Source organism: Parasedimentitalea marina (genome assembly GCF_004006175.1).
Lineage (GTDB): Bacteria > Pseudomonadota > Alphaproteobacteria > Rhodobacterales > Rhodobacteraceae > Parasedimentitalea > Parasedimentitalea marina.
In genome coordinates, this window is record NZ_CP033219.1 from 2,637,400 (window position 1) to 2,660,169 (window position 22,770).

General features: G+C 52.9%; 17 protein-coding genes and 2 pseudogenes. 6 read left to right on the forward strand and 13 right to left on the reverse strand.

Going from position 1 to position 22,770, the window contains the following annotated elements; translation table 11 throughout:
• Positions 1-316 precede the first annotated feature (316 nt).
• The 3 genes from EBB79_RS12740 to EBB79_RS12750 form a co-directional block, all read right to left on the reverse strand.
• Positions 317-1,390, reverse strand: coding sequence for a DUF4331 family protein (locus EBB79_RS12740; protein ID WP_164860802.1), 1,074 nt, complete (start codon positions 1,388-1,390; stop codon positions 317-319).
• 49 nt (positions 1,391-1,439) lie between these two features.
• Positions 1,440-1,868 (reverse strand): peptide-methionine (R)-S-oxide reductase, encoded by a 429-nt coding sequence (locus tag EBB79_RS25655; protein ID WP_127749243.1) that lies wholly within the window; start codon positions 1,866-1,868, stop codon positions 1,440-1,442.
• Positions 1,869-2,044: 176 nt separating this feature from the next.
• Positions 2,045-2,956 carry a LysR family transcriptional regulator gene (locus tag EBB79_RS12750; RefSeq protein WP_127749244.1) on the reverse strand — a complete coding sequence of 304 codons (912 nt, stop codon included), beginning with the start codon at positions 2,954-2,956 and terminating at the stop codon, positions 2,045-2,047.
• Between the two features lie 698 nt (positions 2,957-3,654).
• On the opposite strand from EBB79_RS12750, the gene EBB79_RS24870 reads away from it, so the two are divergent.
• On the forward strand, positions 3,655-3,903 hold the full coding sequence (locus tag EBB79_RS24870; protein WP_238704892.1) for a hypothetical protein: 249 nt from the start codon (positions 3,655-3,657) through the stop codon (positions 3,901-3,903).
• Positions 3,904-4,025: 122 nt separating this feature from the next.
• Here the strand turns inward: EBB79_RS24870 and EBB79_RS12755 are convergent, their stop codons facing one another.
• From EBB79_RS12755 to EBB79_RS12795, 9 genes and pseudogenes are all read right to left on the reverse strand, one after another.
• A complete protein-coding gene (locus tag EBB79_RS12755) occupies positions 4,026-5,246 on the reverse strand; it encodes an NAD(P)/FAD-dependent oxidoreductase (RefSeq protein ID WP_127749245.1) in 1,221 nt (406 codons plus the stop codon).
• Positions 5,243-6,643: an NAD(P)/FAD-dependent oxidoreductase gene (locus EBB79_RS12760; RefSeq protein WP_127749246.1), complete on the reverse strand. Its 1,401-nt coding sequence runs from the start codon at positions 6,641-6,643 to the stop codon at positions 5,243-5,245. The genes EBB79_RS12755 and EBB79_RS12760 overlap by 4 nt, the downstream gene beginning before the upstream one ends.
• 224 nt (positions 6,644-6,867) lie before the next feature.
• The gene (locus EBB79_RS12765; protein WP_238705084.1) at positions 6,868-7,632 is read right to left on the reverse strand and encodes a phosphodiesterase; all 765 of its coding nucleotides are present in this window, start codon (positions 7,630-7,632) and stop codon (positions 6,868-6,870) included.
• Positions 7,633-8,214: 582 nt separating this feature from the next.
• Positions 8,215-9,600 carry an insulinase family protein gene (locus EBB79_RS24875; RefSeq protein ID WP_238704893.1) on the reverse strand — a complete coding sequence of 462 codons (1,386 nt, stop codon included), beginning with the start codon at positions 9,598-9,600 and terminating at the stop codon, positions 8,215-8,217.
• Between the two features lies 1 nt (position 9,601).
• Positions 9,602-10,894 (reverse strand): M16 family metallopeptidase, encoded by a 1,293-nt coding sequence (locus EBB79_RS12775; RefSeq protein WP_238704894.1) that lies wholly within the window; start codon positions 10,892-10,894, stop codon positions 9,602-9,604.
• 531 nt (positions 10,895-11,425) lie between these two features.
• Complete coding sequence (locus tag EBB79_RS12780) at positions 11,426-12,664, reverse strand: adenylate/guanylate cyclase domain-containing protein (protein WP_202977620.1); 1,239 nt, start codon at positions 12,662-12,664, stop codon at positions 11,426-11,428.
• 60 nt (positions 12,665-12,724) lie between these two features.
• Positions 12,725-13,075: pseudogene (locus EBB79_RS12785) on the reverse strand (integrase core domain-containing protein); the annotation flags it as partial.
• Between the two features lie 705 nt (positions 13,076-13,780).
• Positions 13,781-14,346, reverse strand: a pseudogene (locus tag EBB79_RS12790) (tyrosine-type recombinase/integrase).
• 424 nt (positions 14,347-14,770) lie between these two features.
• The gene (locus EBB79_RS12795; RefSeq protein ID WP_127749248.1) at positions 14,771-15,673 is read right to left on the reverse strand and encodes a LysR family transcriptional regulator; all 903 of its coding nucleotides are present in this window, start codon (positions 15,671-15,673) and stop codon (positions 14,771-14,773) included.
• A gap of 110 nt (positions 15,674-15,783) precedes the next feature.
• On the opposite strand from EBB79_RS12795, the gene EBB79_RS12800 reads away from it, so the two are divergent.
• From EBB79_RS12800 to EBB79_RS12810, 3 genes are all read left to right on the forward strand, one after another.
• On the forward strand, positions 15,784-16,734 hold the full coding sequence (locus tag EBB79_RS12800; RefSeq protein ID WP_127749249.1) for a haloalkane dehalogenase: 951 nt from the start codon (positions 15,784-15,786) through the stop codon (positions 16,732-16,734).
• 209 nt (positions 16,735-16,943) lie between these two features.
• Entirely contained in the window at positions 16,944-17,576 is a 633-nt protein-coding gene (locus EBB79_RS12805; protein WP_127749250.1) for an FMN-dependent NADH-azoreductase, read from the forward strand.
• A 184-nt stretch (positions 17,577-17,760) separates the two neighbouring features.
• Positions 17,761-18,666, forward strand: a complete 906-nt coding sequence (locus EBB79_RS12810; RefSeq protein WP_127749251.1) for an NADP-dependent oxidoreductase — start codon at positions 17,761-17,763, stop codon at positions 18,664-18,666.
• A 554-nt stretch (positions 18,667-19,220) separates the two neighbouring features.
• Here the strand turns inward: EBB79_RS12810 and EBB79_RS12815 are convergent.
• Positions 19,221-20,117 carry a LysR family transcriptional regulator gene (locus tag EBB79_RS12815; protein WP_238704895.1) on the reverse strand — a complete coding sequence of 299 codons (897 nt, stop codon included), beginning with the start codon at positions 20,115-20,117 and terminating at the stop codon, positions 19,221-19,223.
• A 107-nt stretch (positions 20,118-20,224) separates the two neighbouring features.
• Between EBB79_RS12815 and EBB79_RS12820 the strand changes: the two genes are divergently transcribed.
• Together EBB79_RS12820 and EBB79_RS12825 are read left to right on the forward strand one after the other, a co-directional pair.
• A complete protein-coding gene (locus tag EBB79_RS12820; protein WP_127749253.1) occupies positions 20,225-21,214 on the forward strand; it encodes a glutathione S-transferase family protein in 990 nt (329 codons plus the stop codon).
• Position 21,215: 1 nt separating this feature from the next.
• Positions 21,216-22,754, forward strand: coding sequence for a glutamate synthase-related protein (locus tag EBB79_RS12825; RefSeq protein WP_127749254.1), 1,539 nt, complete (start codon positions 21,216-21,218; stop codon positions 22,752-22,754).
• Positions 22,755-22,770 lie beyond the last annotated feature (16 nt).

Below are 22,770 nucleotides of genomic sequence, written 5' to 3' on the forward strand. Positions count from 1 at the left end.
CGGCGTGAGCCGGCATCCACGGTTCGGAACGAAATCCAAAAAGGTTCCGAAATTTGGTTACTCCTGCTCATCACAACTGCCGTCAAAGATCTGCGATGACATACCTCACACGTCCAACGATGCGGATTTCCGCCAATCTTTCGCCCGAAATAGTCTCGGGGCCGATGGACGGGTTATCATTAACAATGACCAACGCCGCCGGTTTGTCTTCCTCAATCACCCTACGGGTATGAAGCGTTTGATTTTGGCCTCGCCTGTCTGACGTCAGCGATTATGGGTCCGGCCGAGAGGCCAGGCAGGCATGGTCTTGGTGAAATCAGTTCACAGGAACGATGTATGGAAACTGATCCGCATAGCGCTTGGTGTCGTCAGCATTGTCGTCCACCTCAACACCGGCCATTAGATGCAGGACGGTGTTCATCGCGTCATCATGCAGCGCCCGACCGTTCAAGCCATCTACCGCATAACTGGCCTCTGTGCCCGGGCGGTAGGTCAGCACGTCGGGCATGACCATGTCGGCAACCTTACCCGCGTACTCCACTGGGTTCCCCTTGATTGCCTGCGAGGCGGAGACTGCCCAGAAGACATTGTTCACAATTGCCTGGCGGCGTTCTTCGATGTCCAGGTCAGGGCGGTGCTGTCCGTGGTCTTCCTGAACAGCGGGAGTGTCAGACAGAAAGACATAGGGAAACAGCACATTGGCGTGCCGATCGACCTGGACCCACTCGTCCTTGTGGGGCACAGCTGTGGTCGTGAAGACTTTGACCTCGTCGCCTAGAAGCGTGTTGGGGACGTCCACAACGACAAAACTGGCGGTTGCTCCAATGAACAGGTCGCCGTCTTCCTTAAATACCTCCGGGGCAAAGTTACCGGCCTGCTTCGCAGCGTTGAATTTGGCCAGGCCAACGCCATTGCCAAAGAACGGGTCCTCTCCTCGCCCTGTCCACACCCGGATGCCATTCGGCAGTTCCAGGGTGCCACCTACAATGCCGCTACCTAGTTGCTCTCCTGTCTCTCCCACAGGAGCATTGGGGGCGCTGGCCTCGCCAACTTCGACATTTTTCCCTTCGAAGGAGAACACTAGGGTTATGCCGGACTGGAATTCTCCATCCTGGGCAATATGGAGATTGTAGAGACCCTCGTTTCCAAAGATGACGCCTGCTGGTGAGGTGTTTGTGCCCGGCAGGCTGGGATTGGCCGAGGCGATTATGGTCGTGTAACCGTCGTTGCTGGACTGAAACACATAGGTGTCATTGAGATCATAGGCCGGATATTGGTCCTGCAAACCTGAAATAAAGTGCCCGGAAGCTTGCACGGCGCCAGACAGGCTAGCGGCTACCAAGGACACTACTGATATGCTCAAGGTGGCTTTTGCTGATTTGGTTTTCATTCTTTCGTTCTCCATTTTTATAATTTTGGGATCCTGAATCCACCTAAGCCTAGGAAGCAAACAGTCTATCGAACTCCCCATATCCTTCCGACCGAAGATATCCCGGTGGCAAAAATCGGAGTGCTGAAGACTTAGAACAGTCGCTCAGCCCAGTTGGTTCCGGTCCATCCAGAAACAGATACCCGAGGTCAGCACCGGACGTCCGAGAATGCAGCCAGATACGGATCATGCGACCTGCGCGCTCAGTGATTTCACTGATGTTCTCGCCCGCAATCGTATCAAAGAAACGGGGCCATCCGTTGCCGGAGTTGAATTTGTGGACTGATGTAAACAACGGGTCGTCTGTGATCGCATCAACAAAGAGGCCAGCTTGCCAATGATCCGAGAAGGCGTTTTGAAACGCGGCTTCCGACACTGTTCCCAGGACAGCGATACCAGATACATCGGCGGACTTTCGGAACAACTGACCTCCCCCCACGGCTTATTCACCCTCTTGGTTCAGATTACTGCCGCGGCAGATCCCCTCTACCGCTTGATCAATCGTAGCCAAAGGCAACGTCGCCCGGAAATATTCAGTTGTTCGTATTCAATAGGCACTGCTTATGGCAGCCTAGCTATTGGTGCACAGCGTGCATGCAAAACTGCGGAATTTTGTTATACGGTAGGCCCATTCTGCTGCTCGGACGCGTAGACCGGCCAATCATGCGCACGTGCCATCTTTGCAAGCAGTTTCAATGCAGGGGGCTGTTCGGATTGCTCCGCCGTGGCAAAAGCAACTTTTCTCGACAAGGCTGGATCCACGATCGGTCTGTGATCCAATTCGGGCCGCAGCAGCGAATACCGCGGGATGCAACATACACCGACACCATTGCGGACCATCCCCTGGATCCAGTCTTCACGCTGACTTCTAAAAGCAACCTCAAGCTCAAGATCCAACTCTTTGTAGTACTCGAGGACTTCCTCACGGAATTCACAATGAAGCCTTTCAACATACTGCTGTTTAGCAATATCCCTCAGGGACACTGCCTCCATCTGTGAAAACGCGTGGTTCTCTGGAAAAGCAATTACCAGGGGCTCTTCGAACAGTTCGACATAGCTAAGCTGCGGATGCGGCGCCCCATGGCGCGCGCAGAAGGCGCCATCCAACACGCCGCTCAGCAACAGATCAGAAATTGCGTCCGGTGCGACATCATGCAGGACAATTGATACCAATGGATTTGCGACATGAAATGCTTCCAACATCGGCGCCAGAACGCCAGGCCCGATCGTACACATCAGCCCAATGTTGAGCTCCGCGATTTCTCCAGCATTCACGGCTTTCGCGGTTGACCGCACCAAATGCCGTGTGCGGTCAATCTGTTCGAAATGTGTTCTCAAGGACTTGCCCAGATCAGTAAGCTCGTTTTCTCGAGCAACTCTACGGATCAGTTCTCCGCCAAGCTCATCTTCCAGGCGCTTGATCGCTTGGGTCAGCGCAGGCTGCGACACAAAACACTGCTCCGCTGCCCGTGTGAAGTTCAGCGTGTCCGCAAGCGCTAGGAAGTATCGTATCTGGTTGAAATCCACTTTGTCGCATGATCCTCGAAGGTTACACGACCAGCGTGAAGCAAAAGGGCAACAAAGACAAGCTGAGCAGAATGAACCACATCTGTGCAGAGAAGAACAAATAAAAACAGGTAATTAGATCACTTCACGAAGCCTGCAAAGCAAACTGAGTAACATTTATGGTGAACGAACTCGCGAGACTTCTTTGGAACGAAATCGGTAAAACTCTGCGGTTTCCAGACCTACCTTTCAGCGATATTGGTTGAGCGCACCAAAGTCCGCTATGCCTTGAAATGGTTGCTTTCGCGGCTCTAGAATTTGTTAAGTTTCCTGTCTATCACGCGCTAGTTTCGGCGCCCTGCTCTATCTAGCATGATTGTCCTGTTTGTTCTGAAAGCGGGAATTCGTTGCGGTCAAGTCCAACGGCGGCTATGCGAAGGAAGCGACCTTTGCAAAGTCAGGCCGTAGCTCATCCTGAATGGATGTGAGTGGCCCATTCTCACCTTGGCTTCAAGCTCCAATACTCTCCTATACAGAAGTTCAATATAAGGGTTGGCAAGCAGGCAATCGAGTGTGCGTAAGGCGCTGAATTTGGGCTGTAAATTTCTTATCGAATCCACTTGAATATCGCTGGAACCGAATGAACCGATTGGCGGGATTGGTGCAGCGTATTGGGCTGCAGCGGGCCGCTAAGAAATTCGCATAGGGTCAGCAATTACGTGATTGCACTGCTGGCAGCCCATGATGACATGGGCGCAGTCTTGGGTTGGGAAGGGCTGACAAAGTCCTTTGTCGATGCGGGGTGGCTGGTCAAATTACAGCCTGAAACGGTAGCGTCCCCGGTGGGCTATTACGTCAAACTGCCCCCTCACGCATCAGACCGGGAAAGGCTGGTTTTGACTGGCTGGCCAGCGATCAACCCGTTGATACTCAGCAATAAAAAAAACCAGGTGGAACAATCCGATTGATCGTGACAACCGGCTATGGGAGAAAATACGTACTTGACCTAAACGGATACTTTGAAAATGTCGAGAACGGATTGAGATAGGTGGTTGACGGCCCGATTGCCAATTCATGTCATGTGATGTCTTTAGTTTTCCGCGATGAGTGAAACGTCGACGGGGTAGCCGGTGGCAAACCGGTTATTGCGCAGCGTGATGCGGCGCATTGGCAGGCCGTTTATGGATTTCTCGTTAAGAACCTGTTCGCCCTGGCTGATACGCACCGCTCCCCTGAACGGGGCTGTGACGTGAAAAGACAGGTCAAAGTGGGGTTCGCCAAAAATGTCACTGCGCAGGATACTTGGTGTCGTCATCTTGATGCCTTCGCCGCGCCGGATTTCGGAGAAAGCCTTGTCCAGCGAGATATTCCCGGCCAGAAGTTGGGCCACATATGCACCGGCTTTTGCCCCCTCAAGATAACACTGATCGCCCATATCAGCCGGATGGATTGCATTGCCTATCGCTGAAACACACGGGTCCGAAGTGATCCAGTTTTGGTCCACCAACGGGATCCGGTTGCTTGCGTTCAGACTAAGATGGCTGGCAGCGGCGACTGTGTTCTCGCCGGTGAAACAGCCGCTGAAAATCAACCCATCGCAAGGAATAGTTGCCGTTTTGATGCCTCGCGTGCGGGTGGTGATCTGTGTCAGGGTTTCAATGCCTGAGATATCGGTGATTTCAGTATTGTAGCGGATCGGCACGCCCATTGCCTTGGCAAACAGAGTGGCGGGTCTATAGGCCGAGATACGCGGGCCGGTCTCGATCATCGCCACCGGTATTATTCCGGCATGGCGCAGAGTCCAAAGCGCCGAGAAGCTTACCAGCTCGGTGCCGACGATGACCGGGCGTTCGAATGGGAGCAACTGCGCAGAATAGATGTATTGTTGCAGCGCGCCAGTGGTGATTACGCCTTGTGGGCGCAACCCGGGTACCATCCGTCCATGGCGTGGGGTTTCGCGGGCGCCAGTGGCCAAAATGATATGGCGGGCGCGAATGGTTCGCAGGCCTGATGCGCTGGCCAGTTCCAGCACTCCGCCCGGGCGCAGCGCGGTGATCGTGGTGCTGGTTTCAAACCGGACATCTGGGCAGCGCCGCACCAGCGCGGCAATGAATTTCGGCCCCGACATTGGACGCTTAAAGACCCGCAGGCCAAAGCTGGGATGATGGGTGTGGCGCGGGATACCGCCAATATTGGTCTCACGTTCATAGACGACGATATTCTTGAATCCCGCCTTGGAAAGGGCCGTGGCGGCGGCAATGCCGGACGGGCCGGACCCGACGATGGCTACATCAATGTCAACGCTGCTCATGATTGATCTTTCTCATGCCCGGCCAAGGGTGGTGATATCCTGCCTTGGGTCAACTCGGCCACGCGGGCGCTGCAATAGAAGCCGTTGCAGCGGCCCATCATCACCCGCGTGCGCCGTCGCAGGCCACCGAGGCTGCGGGCCGGCACATCGCTTTCATCGAGCGCCGCTTCGATCTCACCCCGGGTGACGCGTTCGCAGTGGCAGACGATTTCGGTGCCATCGCCCTGTTGGTAAGCGCGTTTTTCATGTTCAGCCAAGACTGGCATGACGGGCCATTCAGCGGCGGCAGCGGGTCCAAAGTTTGCGAGATCAGAGTAGGTTTCGCCGCACAGTCTTTGCACATGAGCCGCAATCCCTAGTGCTGCCGTCAGCCCGGTCGAGCGGATGCCGTTTACACCGATCCAGTTCTTTCCGGGCTCAGCGCTGATTTGGTAATCTTTGAATTGGGTCGCCGGACGCAATCCGGCATAGGTGGCAGTTACCGAATGGCCGGCCAGGCCCGGTAACATTTCGATGCCGGTGGCGATCAACCCGTCCAACATTTCGCGTTCGACTGTGGCGATATTGCGATCCTGTTGTTCCTCGGCTGTCGGCCCAAGCAGCAGGTTACCAAAGATCGTCTTAGTCAGCACTACCCCCTTGGTCGTCGCGGTTGGCACCGGCAAGATGATCGAGTTGATCAAGGCGCTTGCGCTTTTGTCGTAGACTAGAAACTGCCCCTTGCGTGGCCGGATCTCAAAACCCGGCTTGCGGCAGATTTGTTCGATGTTGTCGCCGTTGGTGCCGGTACAGTTGATCACAAGACGGCCTGAAATCCGCTGTTGCCCGGTGTCGAGATGCCAATATTCTCCGTCAAACGCGCCAGATTTGACCTCGGTGTCAAATTGATAACCGGCACCGGCGCGTACTGCCTGCTTTAGATAGGCCAGCGGTGCGCTCCACGGGTCGATGACATATTCGCGGGGGACTTCAACAGCCCCGAGCGCCGTCGTCGATAAGCCCGTTTCGCGACCGAGCAGGTCTTGGCGGGATATTTGTCTGGCATCATCAACACCGTTTTCATGTGCCTTGGAAACGATCCCGTCGAGCTGGGCCAGCTGTTCTTCTGTCCAGGCGACGACTAGTGCCGCTGTCTTTAGCACCGGCAGATTCAGACGGGTATGGATGTCCAGATATTCTTGGTATCCGGCCTGCATGCAGGCCACTTCCAGGCTGCCGGGTGGCGCGTCGAAACCGGTGTGCAAAATTGCGCTGTTGGCCTTACTGGCACCCGAGAGAATATCGCGGCCGCGTTCCAGCAGCAGTGTTTTTGCCCCGGCAAGCGCAAATCGGCGTGTGACCGCACAGCCAACCACACCACCGCCAATGACGATTACATCCCAACGAGCCTCAGACATTCAGAGCTCGGCAATTATTCGTCTTCCGAACTGCGTGGGAATTTTTCCCAGCCTCGACGCCGGACTTAGAAGGTTCAAGTCTGGTCTGAAACTTGCCTTCGGCGATGGGTAAGTTCAGATTATTGACCACCCGAGCGGTCCGATCACAGCTTTTCTGGGCGGCACCAAAATGGGTGCGAGATGTTCCAGGTCGCGTGTCAGTTGGCATGGTGTCTTCCCATTAGTCAGAACAAGTATAGTTTGTCATTTTCCGACACTTCAACCTGGTGCGTGACCAGCCCACCATTAGAAGTTCGATAGTGAAGCTGGAATTCCGGATTGGCGAGATGGAAACCGGACGATTTCTTAAGCGTGAGATCCAGCGCCAACCGCATACCGCCCGCAGAAGGGGCTGTGCTGACAACCGTTCCACGCCATTGGGTATGGGCGGTCAAATGGATGTGTCCGCAGAGGACACGCTCTATGTTTGGAAATCGTTCTACAAGCTCTCCCAGCAGGTCAGATCCTTCGAAACCATCCTCATCGGTCTCCAGCACTCCAAATTTCACTGGCGGATGATGCATAAACAAGATCGTTGGCTTTTCCGATGCCTCGTTTAGCCGCTCTTCAAGCCAAGCGGCGCGCGTCTGGCATATTTTTCCGCCAGGGGCTCCGGGATTGGTGCTGTCCAGACCGATTAGGCGGATGTCGTAGTCTTCGATCACATAGTGCAAGAATTCTGCATTTTGCGATGGGCAGGTTTGCCCCAAAAAGATCTTGCCTAGCGTCGACCGGTCGTCATGATTTCCGGGCACCACATGATAGGGCATTTTCAGCGAGTCCAGCAGATGCTTGGCTTGTTCCGCCTGTGCAGCAGTGCCGTCATGCGTAATGTCCCCAGTGACCAACGCCACGTCGGGCAGTGGATCAAGTTTGTTGAGGTAGGTCACAAGCTGCGCCAATCTCTCACTGGTCGGCGCGACATCGCATGCTTTGCAGCCCGGTTCCACAATATGGGGGTCGCTGATCTGTGCGATTAGCAAGAGGACCTTGCCTCATCGTGGTTATATTGCGGCATTCATGCCCCTCCAAATTTCAACAGTTTGCTTAACTAAGCTCAACAACAACTGTTTGGCGAGCGATTTTGCACAATCAATTCCCCGCTTTCATTCAGCGGCTGAACAACAACCCAAACATCACCACCCACTTAGCATAAAACATTTAGCGGGCACGGGATGTAAATTACCCGCATGCGCGAGGGGAGCGGCAAGGACCCAAGCCACTTTTTTACTTTGCCTTCTCACAATTGATCCTGCGCTTGACACAGTTAACGTCCGCATTCCGCCCCTCCTTCATATGAAAAGCTGTCGCCCTGATTTCAGGTGACAGGTCCGCCATGGGCTGGAACCGGTCATTAGACGCGATCAGCACCAACGGCAGCAAAACGCAGATTGCTACCTTTGCGAAGTCTTGATTGCTTCCCAATAGCAGAGATTTGCGCGGTGCGTAACGAGCAGCCTGTAGGAGCCATTTTTACTGAAATTCAGTTTCGCCGCTTATGGCTGCTTTCACTGTGACGCCAACTGCAATTTTTAGCTTTGAACATTCAACAGCGCACCAAGGCAAAAACTAAGGGGAGTGTTCCCAGGAAGCGAGCAGTAGCCTTTTGGCATTAATGCGTCGGTCGGAGCTATACCCCCTCCCATCAGGATGAGAAGAAAGTCTTCCAGGGGTGGCAAATGCGCTTCTGTGTTAGCAATTGTCTCATCGAGGGACACGTCTTCAAGCGCCCCGAAAAGCGGAATTTCTATATTTCCTTCGACGCCTGATGGGTATTCATTAAGATAATGCTGTGCGCCCCAGACAGGGTTATTGAAGAAGTTGTTGGAATAACGTCTCTTCAATCGATCATGATCAATTTCCAACCCTGCTCTCTCAATTTTACCAGCGCGCGCGTCCTCATAAATCTCCAATATTTTACCATGGACCTCAGGCCACTTTGCCGCTTCAACGGTCGCACTTAACGAAATGATCGACTTATTTTTATTCATGACGATGAAGTCGGAGTGTGGATTGTAAGCCGCGCGCATTTCCTGTCGAATAATTCGAAACATTTCGGAACCTTGGTTGGCTCCAATATAGTCCATTAACAGATTTGCGCTTACCTGGTCGACTTCGTCCTCAAATTCTTCGGCCTTAACGAACAGGATCAGCATCTCAGTGGAGTTGGGGTCCGCAAAATAAATAGTACCTGTCGGCAAGGCAAAGGGGCGCTTCTCTATTCCGGATAGTGCGTTTGCCCAGCTTGCAAAGGGCCATTCCCACTTTGCCTTCGCTTTGGGAAGTTTATTCATCAGTCGTCTGGCACGGCGTTCTACTTCCTGATCTCCGGACCTCAAAATTGCTTGACTGGGGCGCCCAAAACGAAACTGGCCATAGTTGTCAACGGTAGCTGCATCATCGGTTTCGTATTCAAGAAAATGAGAGACTTCGTTTAGAACATCCGATGGTCTTCTCGTTTTGCTAGAGGTCGAAAGACTGATTTCTTGTAGTTCCCTTGCATACCAGCCTCTCGAATATTCCGGCTTAAGCAAAAGGTTCTCGAGATGTACAAGTGTTTCTGGAAAAACGTCTTCGGGCGCAGAAACGGTGAGCAACAGATTGCTCCCATTTGTTCTGATGTTTTGCCTAACTCCCTTTAATCTCATGAATTTACTGATTTCATGGGGGGAGCGGCTCGAAGTTCCACCTGAAACAACACTTGAGAGACTAGCTGTCAATGTGGCAACCCGTTCTTGCGTCGGACGATCCATTGGCCAAACCAAGGTTATTGCTGAAAGACCATTGCGAAGAGGAGTAAGATAAACAAAGTCTGTATTCTCAGTTGACGCAACAAGCTCTGCTCGCGCTTGCTGCACTGTTAGCAAGCAAAGAGGCAGAACAAGGGCGGAAACAAATAGGTTTCTGAATGCTCGCATTTTATTCTACTTTTTTGGCTAGAATGACGGATGTAGCTGACGACCTCATAATGGAATTCGCTAAATCAATAACTTCACGATCGGTCGTATTTGTCATCATCTCAGCCAATACCGACGGGCTGATGGGAGGGAAGCCATCGGCTGCCACATTTTGCAGAAACGACAGAAACCATGCAGGTCGACGGGCGGCATTTTGGGCGTTAACCACCTGTTTTTGACGGGCCTGATTAATCTCATCGCGGCTGATTGGTTCGTCCAACAAATTGGCCATAGTTTCTTGCAAACTGTTGTGCGCGGCGTCCAAGCTGAATCCGGGCATTAGCTGCAGGTCAATGATCAGTTCAACATCGGCGTTTTTCGCCATGTACCAATTTATGTTAACTCCAAGAAACTTCACGTCCTCAAAGTACAGAGCGTTTGTCAGCCTGCTTTGTAAAACTTCTGTTGTAATGAAAAACGCGCCCTGCATGTCTATACTGGTTGACCGATCTTCGAAGTCCACAAACTTTGCATACTGCATTGTGTCGCGCGTTAACCTGCTCGATTCTATGCGTTCGACAGACCTAAGCCTAGGATCCGGTTTCTGATCTAGCCAACGTTTTTCAGGAACCGCAGAGTGCTTAGTGTCGCCAAAATAGCGTGCAACTAGTTCTGCGGCTGTATCGGGTTCAATTTTGCCCGACACGATTAAAGTAATGTTGGAGGGAACATAGTGCTGCTTGTGAAACTGGTAGGCCTTTTCAAGACTCAATTTGGGCAAGTCTTCGATAGTGTTACTCGCACGACCGCGCAGAGTGCCATACAGATTTTGAAGCGCAATTCGTTTTAGCCAACGACGTGGAGATTGCCTTTCCCGAAGTAATGTTTCGCGCTGAACGATGTCAATTTCACTTTCAGCAAAGCCTGCTGGCAAACTCGGTGTGTCAAGGACGGCCCGAGACAAGCGCATTAACATTTCAACGTCGGAAGGCGTGCCAGAATTCGTGTAGACCGTGGACACATCATAGGTTGATGCATTGAGATCGCGTTCTCTAGGTTGCCTAAGTATGGCTGTATCTGACGAAAAGGCAGCCAGATGTTCTGTCAGATGAGCCGTTCCAGATGCCTCCGGATCATCGTATGCCCCTGACAGAACGATTAACTGCACGTCTACGCGGTCGAAGACATCTGTTGGAACAACATAGGCTGCGTGTAACCCGCCCTTTTCCGAAAGCGGGATGACGCTTTGAGCTTGACCTGCTCCACCAGTTATTAAGAATAAAGACGATAGAAAAAAACCAACTGCGCGCATCATAGGCCTTTGAAATTAGTTACTTGAGCAAAAAAAAGAAAATCCGCCCTCGGGAATATTCCGAAAGTGATTTTGGTCTGCGGAATGCTTGCGTGATATAGGCTGCTTTTTCAAGCAGCCTATTGAGAACATGTCAAAGTGTGTTCGGCTTGAGGTCAGAGATACCAAAGTTGGATACTTTTTGCCAGTGCGTGTAGAACAACCGAAAGCGGTCAATCGCGAAGAAGCAACGAATGACTCCGAAGTCCGCTTAGCATGCCTTCAAGCCTCCGAACTTAAAGAATGGCTATTGCTGTGAAGCACGTTTCGGTCACGTCTGATGTGGGCTGGATCCGGCCATTAAATGCGATCACTATCAACAGCAGCAAAGCGCAGTTAAAGGTGTTTGCAAAGTCTGCGCGTCTTCCCCGACAAGTACGAGAGAACCAAAGTTGTAAAAACTGCTATTGGCTTTCAATCAGGCCAAACATCACAATTCGGCCTACGACACTGACAGACAGGCGACGAAGTGCCAAAAATTCGCCTGAAACGCTCCTATACGTTGGGTTTTGTAGTCTTGCGTTCACCGATCAGGTAGTAGGTTGCCATTTGCCCCTTTCCTTTGATCTCGATCGTACCGCGTGGCTCCAGCTCAAATTCACCATTCAAGAGTTTAGCGGTACTGGCGCTAATTTGTATACGCCCAGTTGCGCCGTGGCTTTCCATTCGCGCAGCTATGTTTACGGTATCACCCCATAAATCGTAGGCAAACTTTTTCTGCCCGATCACTCCCGCCACGACAGGTCCGGAATGAATACCGACACGGATCTGCAGTTGTTTGCCCGTTTCCTGCGAAACCCTCTCAGCCGCAACGAGCATTTCCAGGGCCAGTCGGGCTATTGCCTGAGCGTGATCGGGCCTTGCAGCCGGTAGGCCGGCCACTACCATATAGGCATCACCAATCGTCTTGATTTTTTCAAGATCCAGGTCGTCGACCAAGGCATCGAACTGGCTGAATATCCTGTTTAACAGGGTCACCAGCGATTCCGGCGAAGACTGACTGGCGACCTCGGTGAACCCTACGATGTCAGCAAAGAGGGTCGTCACTTGCTCATGACTGTCCGCAATGACTTTCGGGTTCTGTTTTAACCGGTCGGCGATCGCAGGTGGCATGATGTTGTGCAAAAGCGTCTCGGACTTTTGGTGCTCAGATTCCAGTGCTGCTTCCGCCACATCGACCATATGACGATATGTGAGCGCCACCATTCCCAACATTCCTGCTGTAGCTGCTCCGTTAAATGTTGCAAAAATCAACTCCCACAACGGCGGCAGTTCCGCGATGGGGCGTGCCATCAGGCCCAAAACAAGCGCTCCTATAAACGCAGCAGCGTTGGCGAACATGCCAACCCGTTGAATGCGCCGGCTCACCCATTCGCTCAATGTGCAGAAGACCAAACCAACCAAAGCGAACAAAAAGAACCCGGGCCTCAGCCCGACAAACACCGTGGCAAGGATGACAGCGAGAACGCTCTGACCGTTTACCAGGAAGTAACCAATGCCAGGCCGACCGGAGACCAGACAGTAAAAAGAGAAGGAAATGATAAGCACACTCGCCCCGCTGAAAGCGGCGAGGACGTTTTGGTCGAGTTGCAGGAAGATACACGCCGACAAACCCTGGACGATTATCCAGACAGTATAGCCTATCTTGTCACCGGTAAAAGTGCGACCTTCGCTGGCTGACAAATCCGATGGCACATCCGCGTACCAAGCAAGTATATGCTTCAATCCAATCAATTTTTATCCTTGCCGGCGTAGCTTAATCTGGTTCAGACCTGCCTCTCAAAGCTCCCTCATTCATAACAAGTGGCTACGGTTCCGGATTTCATAATCTGTAGTTTCGTTTTGGGCAAGGTCGTCTGCGGTGTACTCACATTGCTCAAGTGCGCGGCGGGCGCCTGCGGGTGTTTGAATTCCCAACGAAGAGTACGGCCTGACGTTGTTGTAATCGTACCGCCATAGTACCAATTTGCAGCATGCGTCATCTAATATGTCGAACAGTTCTTCGTTCAACAACTCGTTACGCAAGCTGTCGTTGAGCGACTCGATAAAGCTATTTTGTTGCGATTTTCCCAGATCGATGTAATGCCAGTCTACGCTGTTATCACCAGCCTATTTCAGGATTGCCCGACAGGTAAACTCTGTTCCATAACACCTTCATAAACACGTTGATTTATGGGGTATGGCGACCTGCGGAGCGGTTCACCGAACGGAGCTGGTGGCCATAAGATCCTTCGTGCGAGGCAGTGTGCCCCAGTGATTTGGGGCCCACTGAATTTACCGGTTGTAGACAGCGGTGGCAATACAGAGCAGACATGTAGCAAGGATGGTAACGGGCCAAACAATAGACTTACGAATGCTCATTTTGGATTCCGTACCAAGTGGTTTATGCCTACATCACAGGTAGACAATACATTGGCTGACTTAATAACATCTTGAGTTTTGCGTTGGTTTTACGCATTTCTCACTCTAGGTTTGCGCATCTGCAACTAACGGTTACCTTTCCCTCCACCTGCTAGCTGCTCATTGCAGCTTCGGGCCGTGAACTGCCGACTAGATCCATTGCTTTGGATTATCTGGCATTCGGCATCCACGCTTTGACGCCGCAAAAGTCGCTCGCACCGTCAGTCAAAGTGGACCAGTCTCTACTGTTCGCTGTTCGCTGTTCTCGGGACGAATGGCCGCAGCTGGGAACCCGCCCAGACTTTGCAAAACCCGCTTCCTGCGCATTGCTGCCGTTGATGCTGGCTACAGCGAATGGCGGCATTGACCTCAAATGTAGCCCGATCCGGTAGTACTCTGCGTCTCACAGGAAAGTCTTGAGTGGGCCGACTGTGAAATCGGCCCAACATGCTAGATTTCAACGGCTTCAGATATTACCAGAGCGTCTTCCAGCTCAACACCGAGGTATCTGACTGTGCTGTCCATCTTTGTGTGGCCAAGCAAAAGCTGAACCGCACGTAGGTTTCCCGTCTTCTTATAGATCTGCGAAACCTTGGTCCGGCGCATCGAATGCGTTCCGTAAGCGCTTGGCTCAAGCCCAATGGGTTTAACCCATTCACAAACCAGTCGCGCATATTGGCGTGTCGATATGTGCAAGCGTTCGTGGAACCGCCCCGGCCACAAATACCTGGACCCAATCATCATGGGTTCGTCCATCCAGCGTAGGAGCGATTGTCGCGTTCTCTCAGTGACCTCAAATCGGACTGGCATTTGGGTTTTTATCTGGAGGATCGACGCGCGCTCTTTGACTTGTCCAGCCGCAAAAACGTCAGATCGCGGTGGTTGTTCGCGATCTCCAAGCGAGCGCGAATTGCCCAGACATGTTTGGGCAGAAGCGGTTTCTTTTGTCCAACAATGCGCCCCCTGTTCCATGCCGGGCGGCTAGACCAAATGGCGGGCAAATGTAGTGTTTGCATGATGGTTTCTCCAGTCCTCCACGCCCATCCACACCGCCAACTGGACGTTGACACAGCTGTCTAACACGGGTGGGGAAGGCGGCGCAGTGTAAGCCCGGGTACTGCACCTTACACATTTCGATCTAAAGGAGGGGGCGGACCTTCGCTGCGGTCATCCCTAACGGCAGCAATGCGCAGATAACGACCTTTGCAAAGACTGGCCGCCAGAACGCGACGGCATGTCGCGAACGGCCTTACGCCGCCGTTGGTGTAGATCCTGCCTTGCGGCTGCTTTCAGCCCAAAGCAGTCCCGTATTGAACAGCCCTCCTGAGGAAAGTTGACGTCTAAATCGCAAATTTTATTCTACGTGTTATAGGCCGCTGCGTTCGCAACACCGCGTGCGTGCGTATTTTGAAAATGTGCATGGTCCACATCCGGACGGCATCATTTGCGATAAAGTTCACCCTGCAATTGCGGCTGCAGTTCCCGCAATTCCTTCGCCAGGAAATCCACAAACCTGCGCACCCGGACGGTGCGGCGCTGGTCCGTGTGCAGCAGGATCCAAATGGTTCGGTCAAAATCGATTGACGTGCCGGGAACCCGGCATAGTTCAGGAAAGAAGTGTTCGTAGATTACCGGCAGATAGGACAGCCCACATCCCTGTCGCATCAGGCTGATGTGCATGTAGCCTTCTGCGGACGCATAACGCTCGGTCGCGGCCGGAAACGGTGACTGAGCGAGCCATGCGGGGTTTTCCCGTGGCCCTGTCCAGCCGATCCAGCTCAGCCCCGCGCCACCGGGCCCGGCTTTGGGCATGACTTCATCGACATAGTTTTGGCTGGCGTAGGTTCCTATCGCCATCGGAAAAAGTTTGCGCGCGGTGACGTCGTCAGAAACTTCATAAGCCACCCTGAGAGACACATCGGTTTCCGCGCGATTGATATCCTCTTGCACGTTGGTGAGCCGCAGCTCGATATTGATACCCGGATAGGCTTCGTAGAAACGGGCCAATATTGGTGAAACAACATCAAAGGCCATCATCGGTGGCAATGAGAACCTGATTGTGCCGGTCTCGGTCCGGTCCAGCCCTTCGACCCTGCGCCGGGCGCTCAGCATTGATTGCTCGGCCTCTTCGGCCATGGGCAAAAGCGCCTCGCCCGCTGAAGTTAATTCAAATCCGCGACGGGAACGGGAGAATAGTTGAACCCCGTAGCTGGCCTCCAGAATCTTGATATTGCGGTTCACGGTGACATGGTTTGCCCCGAGCAATTGCGCCCCAGCCCTTAGGCTACCTGCACGGGCCACGGCTAGGAAGTACGGGATCATTTCCCAATCAGTAGAGTGCATATGACAAACGCCTTGTGTTTCACCTATGGAACGAAATGTATCAAATCAAGCAATTTTAAGTTCACCACAAGGAACGTATTTCTTTCGTGACATAACCGCAAGGAAATCCCATGAACCGCAGATCCGCCCTGAAATCAGGTATCGCCGCCGCAGCTTTGACCGTGCTGAATGTGCCTGCATTTGCACAGACAACAATGGCGCTGGAAAAGTCCTACACGACCGTTCTTGGCCAAAAAATGGCCTATTACGATGTTGGAGAGGGACGCCCCGTGGTGTTTCTTCATGGCAATCCTGCATCGGCCTATCTGTGGCGTAATATCATTCCCCATGTGGCAGGCAGCCATCGGGCCATTGCGCCAGATCTGATCGGGATGGGTGACAGCGATAAGCCGGTGCTGGAAAACACCTATACTGACTCCGCCGAATACCTGTTTGCCTTTCTTGACGCCCTTGAGCTGAAAGACGCCGTGCTGGTTATTCACGATTGGGGGTCTGGGCTTGGCTGGGAGTATGCGCGCACCCGTCCGGGCCGGATTTCGGCGATTGCCTTCATGGAGGCGATGACCCCGCCCTTTATCCCATACGAGAGTTATGAATCTTTGGGGCCGTTTGCAGACTTCGTTCGCAACGTCAAAACCCCCGGTGTCGGCGAAGAAATGATTATGAATCAGAATATTCTACTTGATCAGTTCATGCGCCATGGTGGAGCGCGAGGCTCGCTGTCAGACGACGTCATGGCGGAGTACAACCGTTATTTCCCGACGCCAGAAAGCCGCAAGATTTTGCTGGACTGGGCGCGCGAGATACCTGTCGCCGGGGAACCGGCCGATGTGTACGAGGTTGCTTCTGCAAACAACAAATGGTTGCTGCAAAGCGAGCTGCCCAAGTTGCTTTTGCACGTTGACCCTGGCGCGATCATCCCGATGGCGCAGGCGAAGTACCTGCAACAGACCCTCAAAAACCTCGAAACAGTGTTCCTCGGGTCGGGAGGACATTTTGTTCAAGAAGACTATCCCGACGAAATTGGCAAAGCCCTGACTGAATGGCTGACTCGTGTTTGATCACACTTGATCTGCTTGACCGGGGCAAAGCTTCCCCGGCTCGAGTGCTCGTATATCCGCGAACAGAAATGACAAAAACACAAAACGGCTGAAGAACAAAATGGCTGTGATCGCCGATCGAACCAGCTGCACCAGCTGCACCAGCTGCACCAGCTGCACCAGCTGCACCAGCTTGGCCGTAACAAAGTTAGCCTACAAGGAACAAACATATGACCACTCAAACGAAGAACGTGTTGATCATCAAATCCAGCCCTGCCGCGGATGACTCGGTTTCCAATGCAATTGCCGATTTTCTTGAAGAGCAACTCACTGCTAAAGATGAGCAATATAAGTTTACAGTCCGCGACTTAACGAAAACGCCACCACCTCTATATGACACGGAGATCCTTCGCGCATTTTACACTCCTGACGAAGAGCTGGACGAAAAACAGCGACAGATCGTGGTCCCCTCACTCGTCTACATCAATGAGCTAAAGGCGGCAGATATCGTCGTAGTTGCTTCACCGATGCATAACTTCAGCACAACCACGTTGCTAAAGGCCTATATCGATCAGATTTGCCGCTGGGGATTGACTTTCCAGTACGGTCCAAACGGCTACGAAGGCTTTTTGAAAAACAAGAAAGCCATAATAATTAGCTGTGCCGGAGGGGATTTCACGCTTGAAGCAGAAAAGCACAAAGATTTTCAATCTCCATATCTGGAACATATTTTCAATTTCATTGGGATTGAAGATGTCACGGTTGTTCCAGCCCATGGTTTGAATATGGGAGATGAAATAGCCGCCCATTCAAAGCAAGCAGCAAAAGAAAAGCTGGAAGAATTGGCGATGTCGGCTCTGTAGCGCTCCCTGTTTGCCTGAAGAAAAAAGATTGGGAGCGTGCCTTCCCTTCAAAGTCACCGCGACTACTCATCGGAGAAGAAGTATGAACAACGCAATGAATGCCGCCGTTATCAAGCGCTGGGGAGATGCTGAAAATTAAGTAATTGAGCAAATACCTATTCCAAACCTCAATGCTGATGACGTATTGATCAAAGTTGCTTTTGCTGGCGTTAATCCAGCAGATTGGAAAATCCGCGCTGGCCATCTCGATGTTGCTCCCTTCGGCCTTGAACTTCCTCTTACCGTAGGTCTCGATGCAGCTGGGACGGTGGTCGCAACGGGCGAAAAAGTGACAAAGGTAAAAAAGGGGGACAGGGTCGTTTCCGGGACCAACCTTTTCTCCAACGCCAAACCAGGTTCCTACGCGCAATATCTTGTCGTCAATGAACAACGTGTCGCCATAGTCCCGGATCACATTTCCTTAGAGTCAGCAGCGACAATACCCACCGCTGGCATCACCGCCTGGCAAGCTCTATTCGCTTCCGACAAGGGGGGACTAAGTAAGGGACAGGGTACAAAAATACTGATCAACGGTGCTTCCGGCGGCGTCGGAAGCTTTGCTGTACAATTGGCAAAATGGGCTGGTGCTGAAGTTGCAGCCACCTGTAGTAGCGCCAATTTGGAATATGTTAAGTCTTTGGGGGCCGACCTATTAATCGACTATAAAACTCAAAATATCCGGGATGAACTAATTAAATGGTCCTCTAACGGGATTGATCTAATAGTTGATGTGATTAGCGCCGACTCCCTGGAGGACCCCGTTGGGCTATTAAGAAAAGGTGGAAAGCTCGTAAGTGTGGCGACCTTGACTGATGACGGTGATGTTGAAACATCAATTGCAGAAGCAAAAGAACGAGGTGTCACCAAGGTACTTGCCTTTATGAATGACTTAAACTTTGGCGAGGAAATCCAACAACTAATTGATATCGTCAAGGTTGGTAATTTGAAACTTCCTCCAACAGAGGCCTATGACTTGGATAACGTTGTTCAAGCACATGAAAAACTGGAAACCGGACGCGTCAGGGGCAAACTGGTTCTACGGGTCAAGTGACACGTTTGTGTGCGTCCGGCGAACCTCTCCTAAGGGCAGCCCTTGTGCAGGGAGTGCTACTTGCTGATGTTTGGGTCTTGTAGGTTGGAACCAAACGCATAAGACGTATTAATCGGCACACACGAAGGCAACCACATTTGTGACTCTGTCATTGCAAGTCAGCTCCACGAACGATCAAGAAAGACCTTGCGAATTCAAACTCCAGAAACGACATTAGAACAATGTGTTGCGGCGATCCGTTGAACCCACACCGCAGTGCAGCCATTCAAAGAATGCGCAGCGAAGGTCCACTCCTCGCCGATACTGCATGAGCAGACCCGTTGCTTTGGTGCTAGGCAGCAGGTCTGCTTTGGGCTGGAACCGGCCATTAGACGCGATCACCACCAACGGCGGCTATACGCAGGTAGCGACCTTTGCAAAGTTGGGCCCGCTGGACGCCTCGTCGAGGCGCGAACGACCCACTTCTGCCATTCGTGTCCACTGCGGCGAATAGCCGGTCAGAGCCCTATGAGACCGATGCTGCGTAGTGCCTGAAGGGCAGCTTTCAGGTAGAATCAAATGCTTGCATTCAATACATAACAGCTCTGTTGAAGTGCCTCCGCCAATGCCCGCATACGTTTGTTTAGACGTCGCTTGGAGCGATAAACGACTTGAACGCTCAAAGGATCAAACTCGCATTCCGGCAAGACCTGAATAAGGCCACCGCTTTGAAGTGCTTTGGACATCAAAAAATCTGGCGCACGGAAGATACCTTCGCCGCTCAGCGCGGCGTCCAGTAAGAACGGTCCATTATTTGAGTTCAGGGCGGGTTGAAAATCGACATGTTGCAGTTTTCCATTGCACCGAAATTCCCAACGGGCACGGCGCGAGGAGCCGAAATTTAGAAGTTGGTGGTGTTTGAGGTCGGTATAAGACAACGGCAGGCCAGCTCTCTCGACATACGAAGGGCTTGCACAAAGGCCAAGACGGGTCGTTCCAAGAGCGTAACATTCTAGTCCCGCCAATTCACCTGCAGTGATGCGTACCGCCAGATCGTAATTCTCGTTTTCCAGATCAACAGTCCGGTCATCAAAGTCGACCGTCAAATCGACTTGAGGATGCGCTTTAATAAACGCAAAGAGCGCGGGTCTTAGGAATGACAATCCAAATTCCCGCGCAACGCTGATCGAAAGTGGACCGCTCAGGCTTTGGCCAGTGTGCGTGAAGTCTTCATCCAGATCATCAGCATCCGCGACCATGTCACTGGCACGTTGATAGAGTTCTTGCCCTGCCGCTGTAACGTCCCAATGACGCGGTTTGCGATCTATCAACTTCATACCGTAGCGGTCTTCAAGCTGCCCAAGACGGCGGCTGACAGCGGACTTGGCGATGCCCAACACGTCTGCGGCACGCGCTATGCCGCCGTTTTCAACGACAGTGACAAACATACGGAGGTCTTCGATCTGGCCCATTTCTTTGTTCTCTATTTGTGAACCCTGAGGTCACATTTTTCAATCTTTCACGAAAAATGGCAACCATTAGACTGCACCTCATCCGATCAGAAGAGAGAGACACCAAAATGGGACTGCTACAAGATGGCAAATGGGTCGACAAATGGTACGATACGAAGTCCACCGACGGACGCTATGTGCGCAAGGAATCAGCCTTTCGCAACTGGGTGACGGCGGACGGGTCTGCAGGGCCATCTGGCATCAGCGGGTTTATGGCCGAGCGGGATCGCTATCACCTTTATGTCTCGCTCGCCTGTCCTTGGGCGCATCGCACGCTGATCTTTCGGGCCTTGAAGAGTTTGGAAGAAATGATCCCGATCTCCAACGTGCATTGGTTCATGGGCGAGGACGGCTGGACCTTTGCAGCAGGAGATGGATCAACGCCTGACCCGATCAACAACACAGATCTTTTGCATCAAGTCTATACCGCTGCAAAGCCTGATTTTACGGGCCGCGTGACGGTGCCTGTCCTTTGGGACAAACATCAAGAAACCATCGTGTCCAATGAATCCGCAGAGATTATTCGCATGTTCAATTCCGCCTTTGACGGGGTAGGTGCGGCGGTGGGGGACTATTATCCTGACACCGAACGTGTCGAGATTGATGCCCTAAACGCCCGCATCTACGACACCCTTAACAATGGCGTCTACAAAGCTGGTTTTGCTACCACGCAACGCGCCTATGAAGAGGCTGTGACGCCTCTGTTCGAGACCCTCGATTGGCTGGACAATCGCCTCTCAACGCAGCGCTATCTGATGGGCACACATCTGACCGAGGCCGATTGGCGGCTGTTCACGACCCTCATTCGCTTTGATCCCGTCTACGTCGGACATTTCAAATGCAACCTGCGCCAGATTGCGGATTATCCGCATCTGTCTGGCTATGTCCGCGACCTTTATCAGCATCCGCGCATCGCCGAGACCGTCGACATTCCTTACATCAAAAAGCACTATTACGGCAGCCATGAGAGTGTGAACCCGACCCGTGTGGTCCCGATGGGCCCTGCTGTCGACTTTTCCGCACCGCATAATCGCGCCGACTTCAACAAGGAGAATTAAGATGACCAAAGCCGTTCCAATCATTGCCGCCAAGTCCCCTGCAAAAGTCGCGCTGAAGGCAGGAAAAGACTATTTTTGGTGCCAATGCGGGCGTTCAAATTCCCAGCCGTTTTGCGATGGAAGCCATGCGGGTACTGGCATCGAACCCATGAAGTTTACGGCTGATAAGGACGGGGATGCCGCGTTGTGCCAATGTAAATCCACGGCCAATGGTCCGTTTTGCGACGGTTCACACACGCGGCTTGGCGAAGCAGAGATCGGGGATGTGGCACCTACGCCCAAATCCGATACACCGCAGGCCACGCCGACGCCCGAAGAACCCACCGTTGCACGCATTCACGCATTGGCCAAAGACGGCTTATCCAAACTTGGCCACCACGGAGAGATGGGCGCGATGGGAGTACCGCGCAAAGACCTACCGCACTGGGATGACATCCAATTTCTTCCTGCGCAGATGGCGCGTAAGCCGCTGCTGGACGACGTGCCTGTCGCGACATCCGTCACTATCGGCCCAAATGCGGCCATCCCTTTGCAGCTCGATATACCGCTGCTAGTGTCCGACATGAGCTATGGTGCGCTGTCAATGGAAGCCAAGACAGCCCTGTCCCGTGGCGCGCAAATGGCCGGCACAGGTATTTGTTCCGGCGAAGGTGGTATGCTGCCTGAGGAACAGACCGCAAATGAACGCTATTTCTACGAACTCGCCTCTGCACAATTTGGATGGTCACTGGAACACGTCGCCAAAGTGCAGGCATTCCACTTCAAGGGTGGCCAAGGGGCCAAGACCGGGACTGGCGGTCATCTGCCCGGCGATAAAGTGCAAGGCAAAATCGCAGAAGTGCGCGGGTTGGAACCGGGGCAATCTGCGATTTCACCTGCGACCTTTCTGGACCTGCACACCCCTGAGGATTTCAAACGGATTGCGGACCAGGTGCGCGAACGTTCTGGCGGCATTCCCATCGGGTTCAAACTGTCCGCCAACCATATCGAAGATGACATCGACTTCGCGCTTGAGGCCAGCGCCGACTACATCATTCTGGATGGGCGCGGTGGCGGTACGGGAGCCGCACCGCTGATTTTCCGCGATCACATTTCGGTGCCGACGATCCCCGCATTGGCCCGTGCCCGCGCGCATCTGGATGCCAAAACGGGCCGCGACGTGACGCTGGTCATCACAGGTGGTTTGCGTGTGGCGGAAGATTTCGCCAAAGCCATGGCACTGGGTGCAGACGCGGTGGCCGTCAGCAATTCAGCCATGCAAGCCGTGGGCTGTATCGCGGCGCGGATGTGCAACTCCAACAACTGCCCCGTCGGCGTGGCGACGCAAAGGCCGGAACTACGCAAGCGGCTGAATGTGCAAATCGGAGCCGAACGACTGGCGCGGTATTTTGGGGCCAGCGTCGAGCTGATGCAGGTCCTTGCCCGCGCATGTGGCCATGACAGCCTGTCTGGCTTTACCCCCCGCGACATCACCACATGGAAGCGCGAAATGGCGGATCTAAGCGGCATCCGTTTCGCGGGCATTGCCCGAGGCGCATAGCCGCCATGGCGTTGCC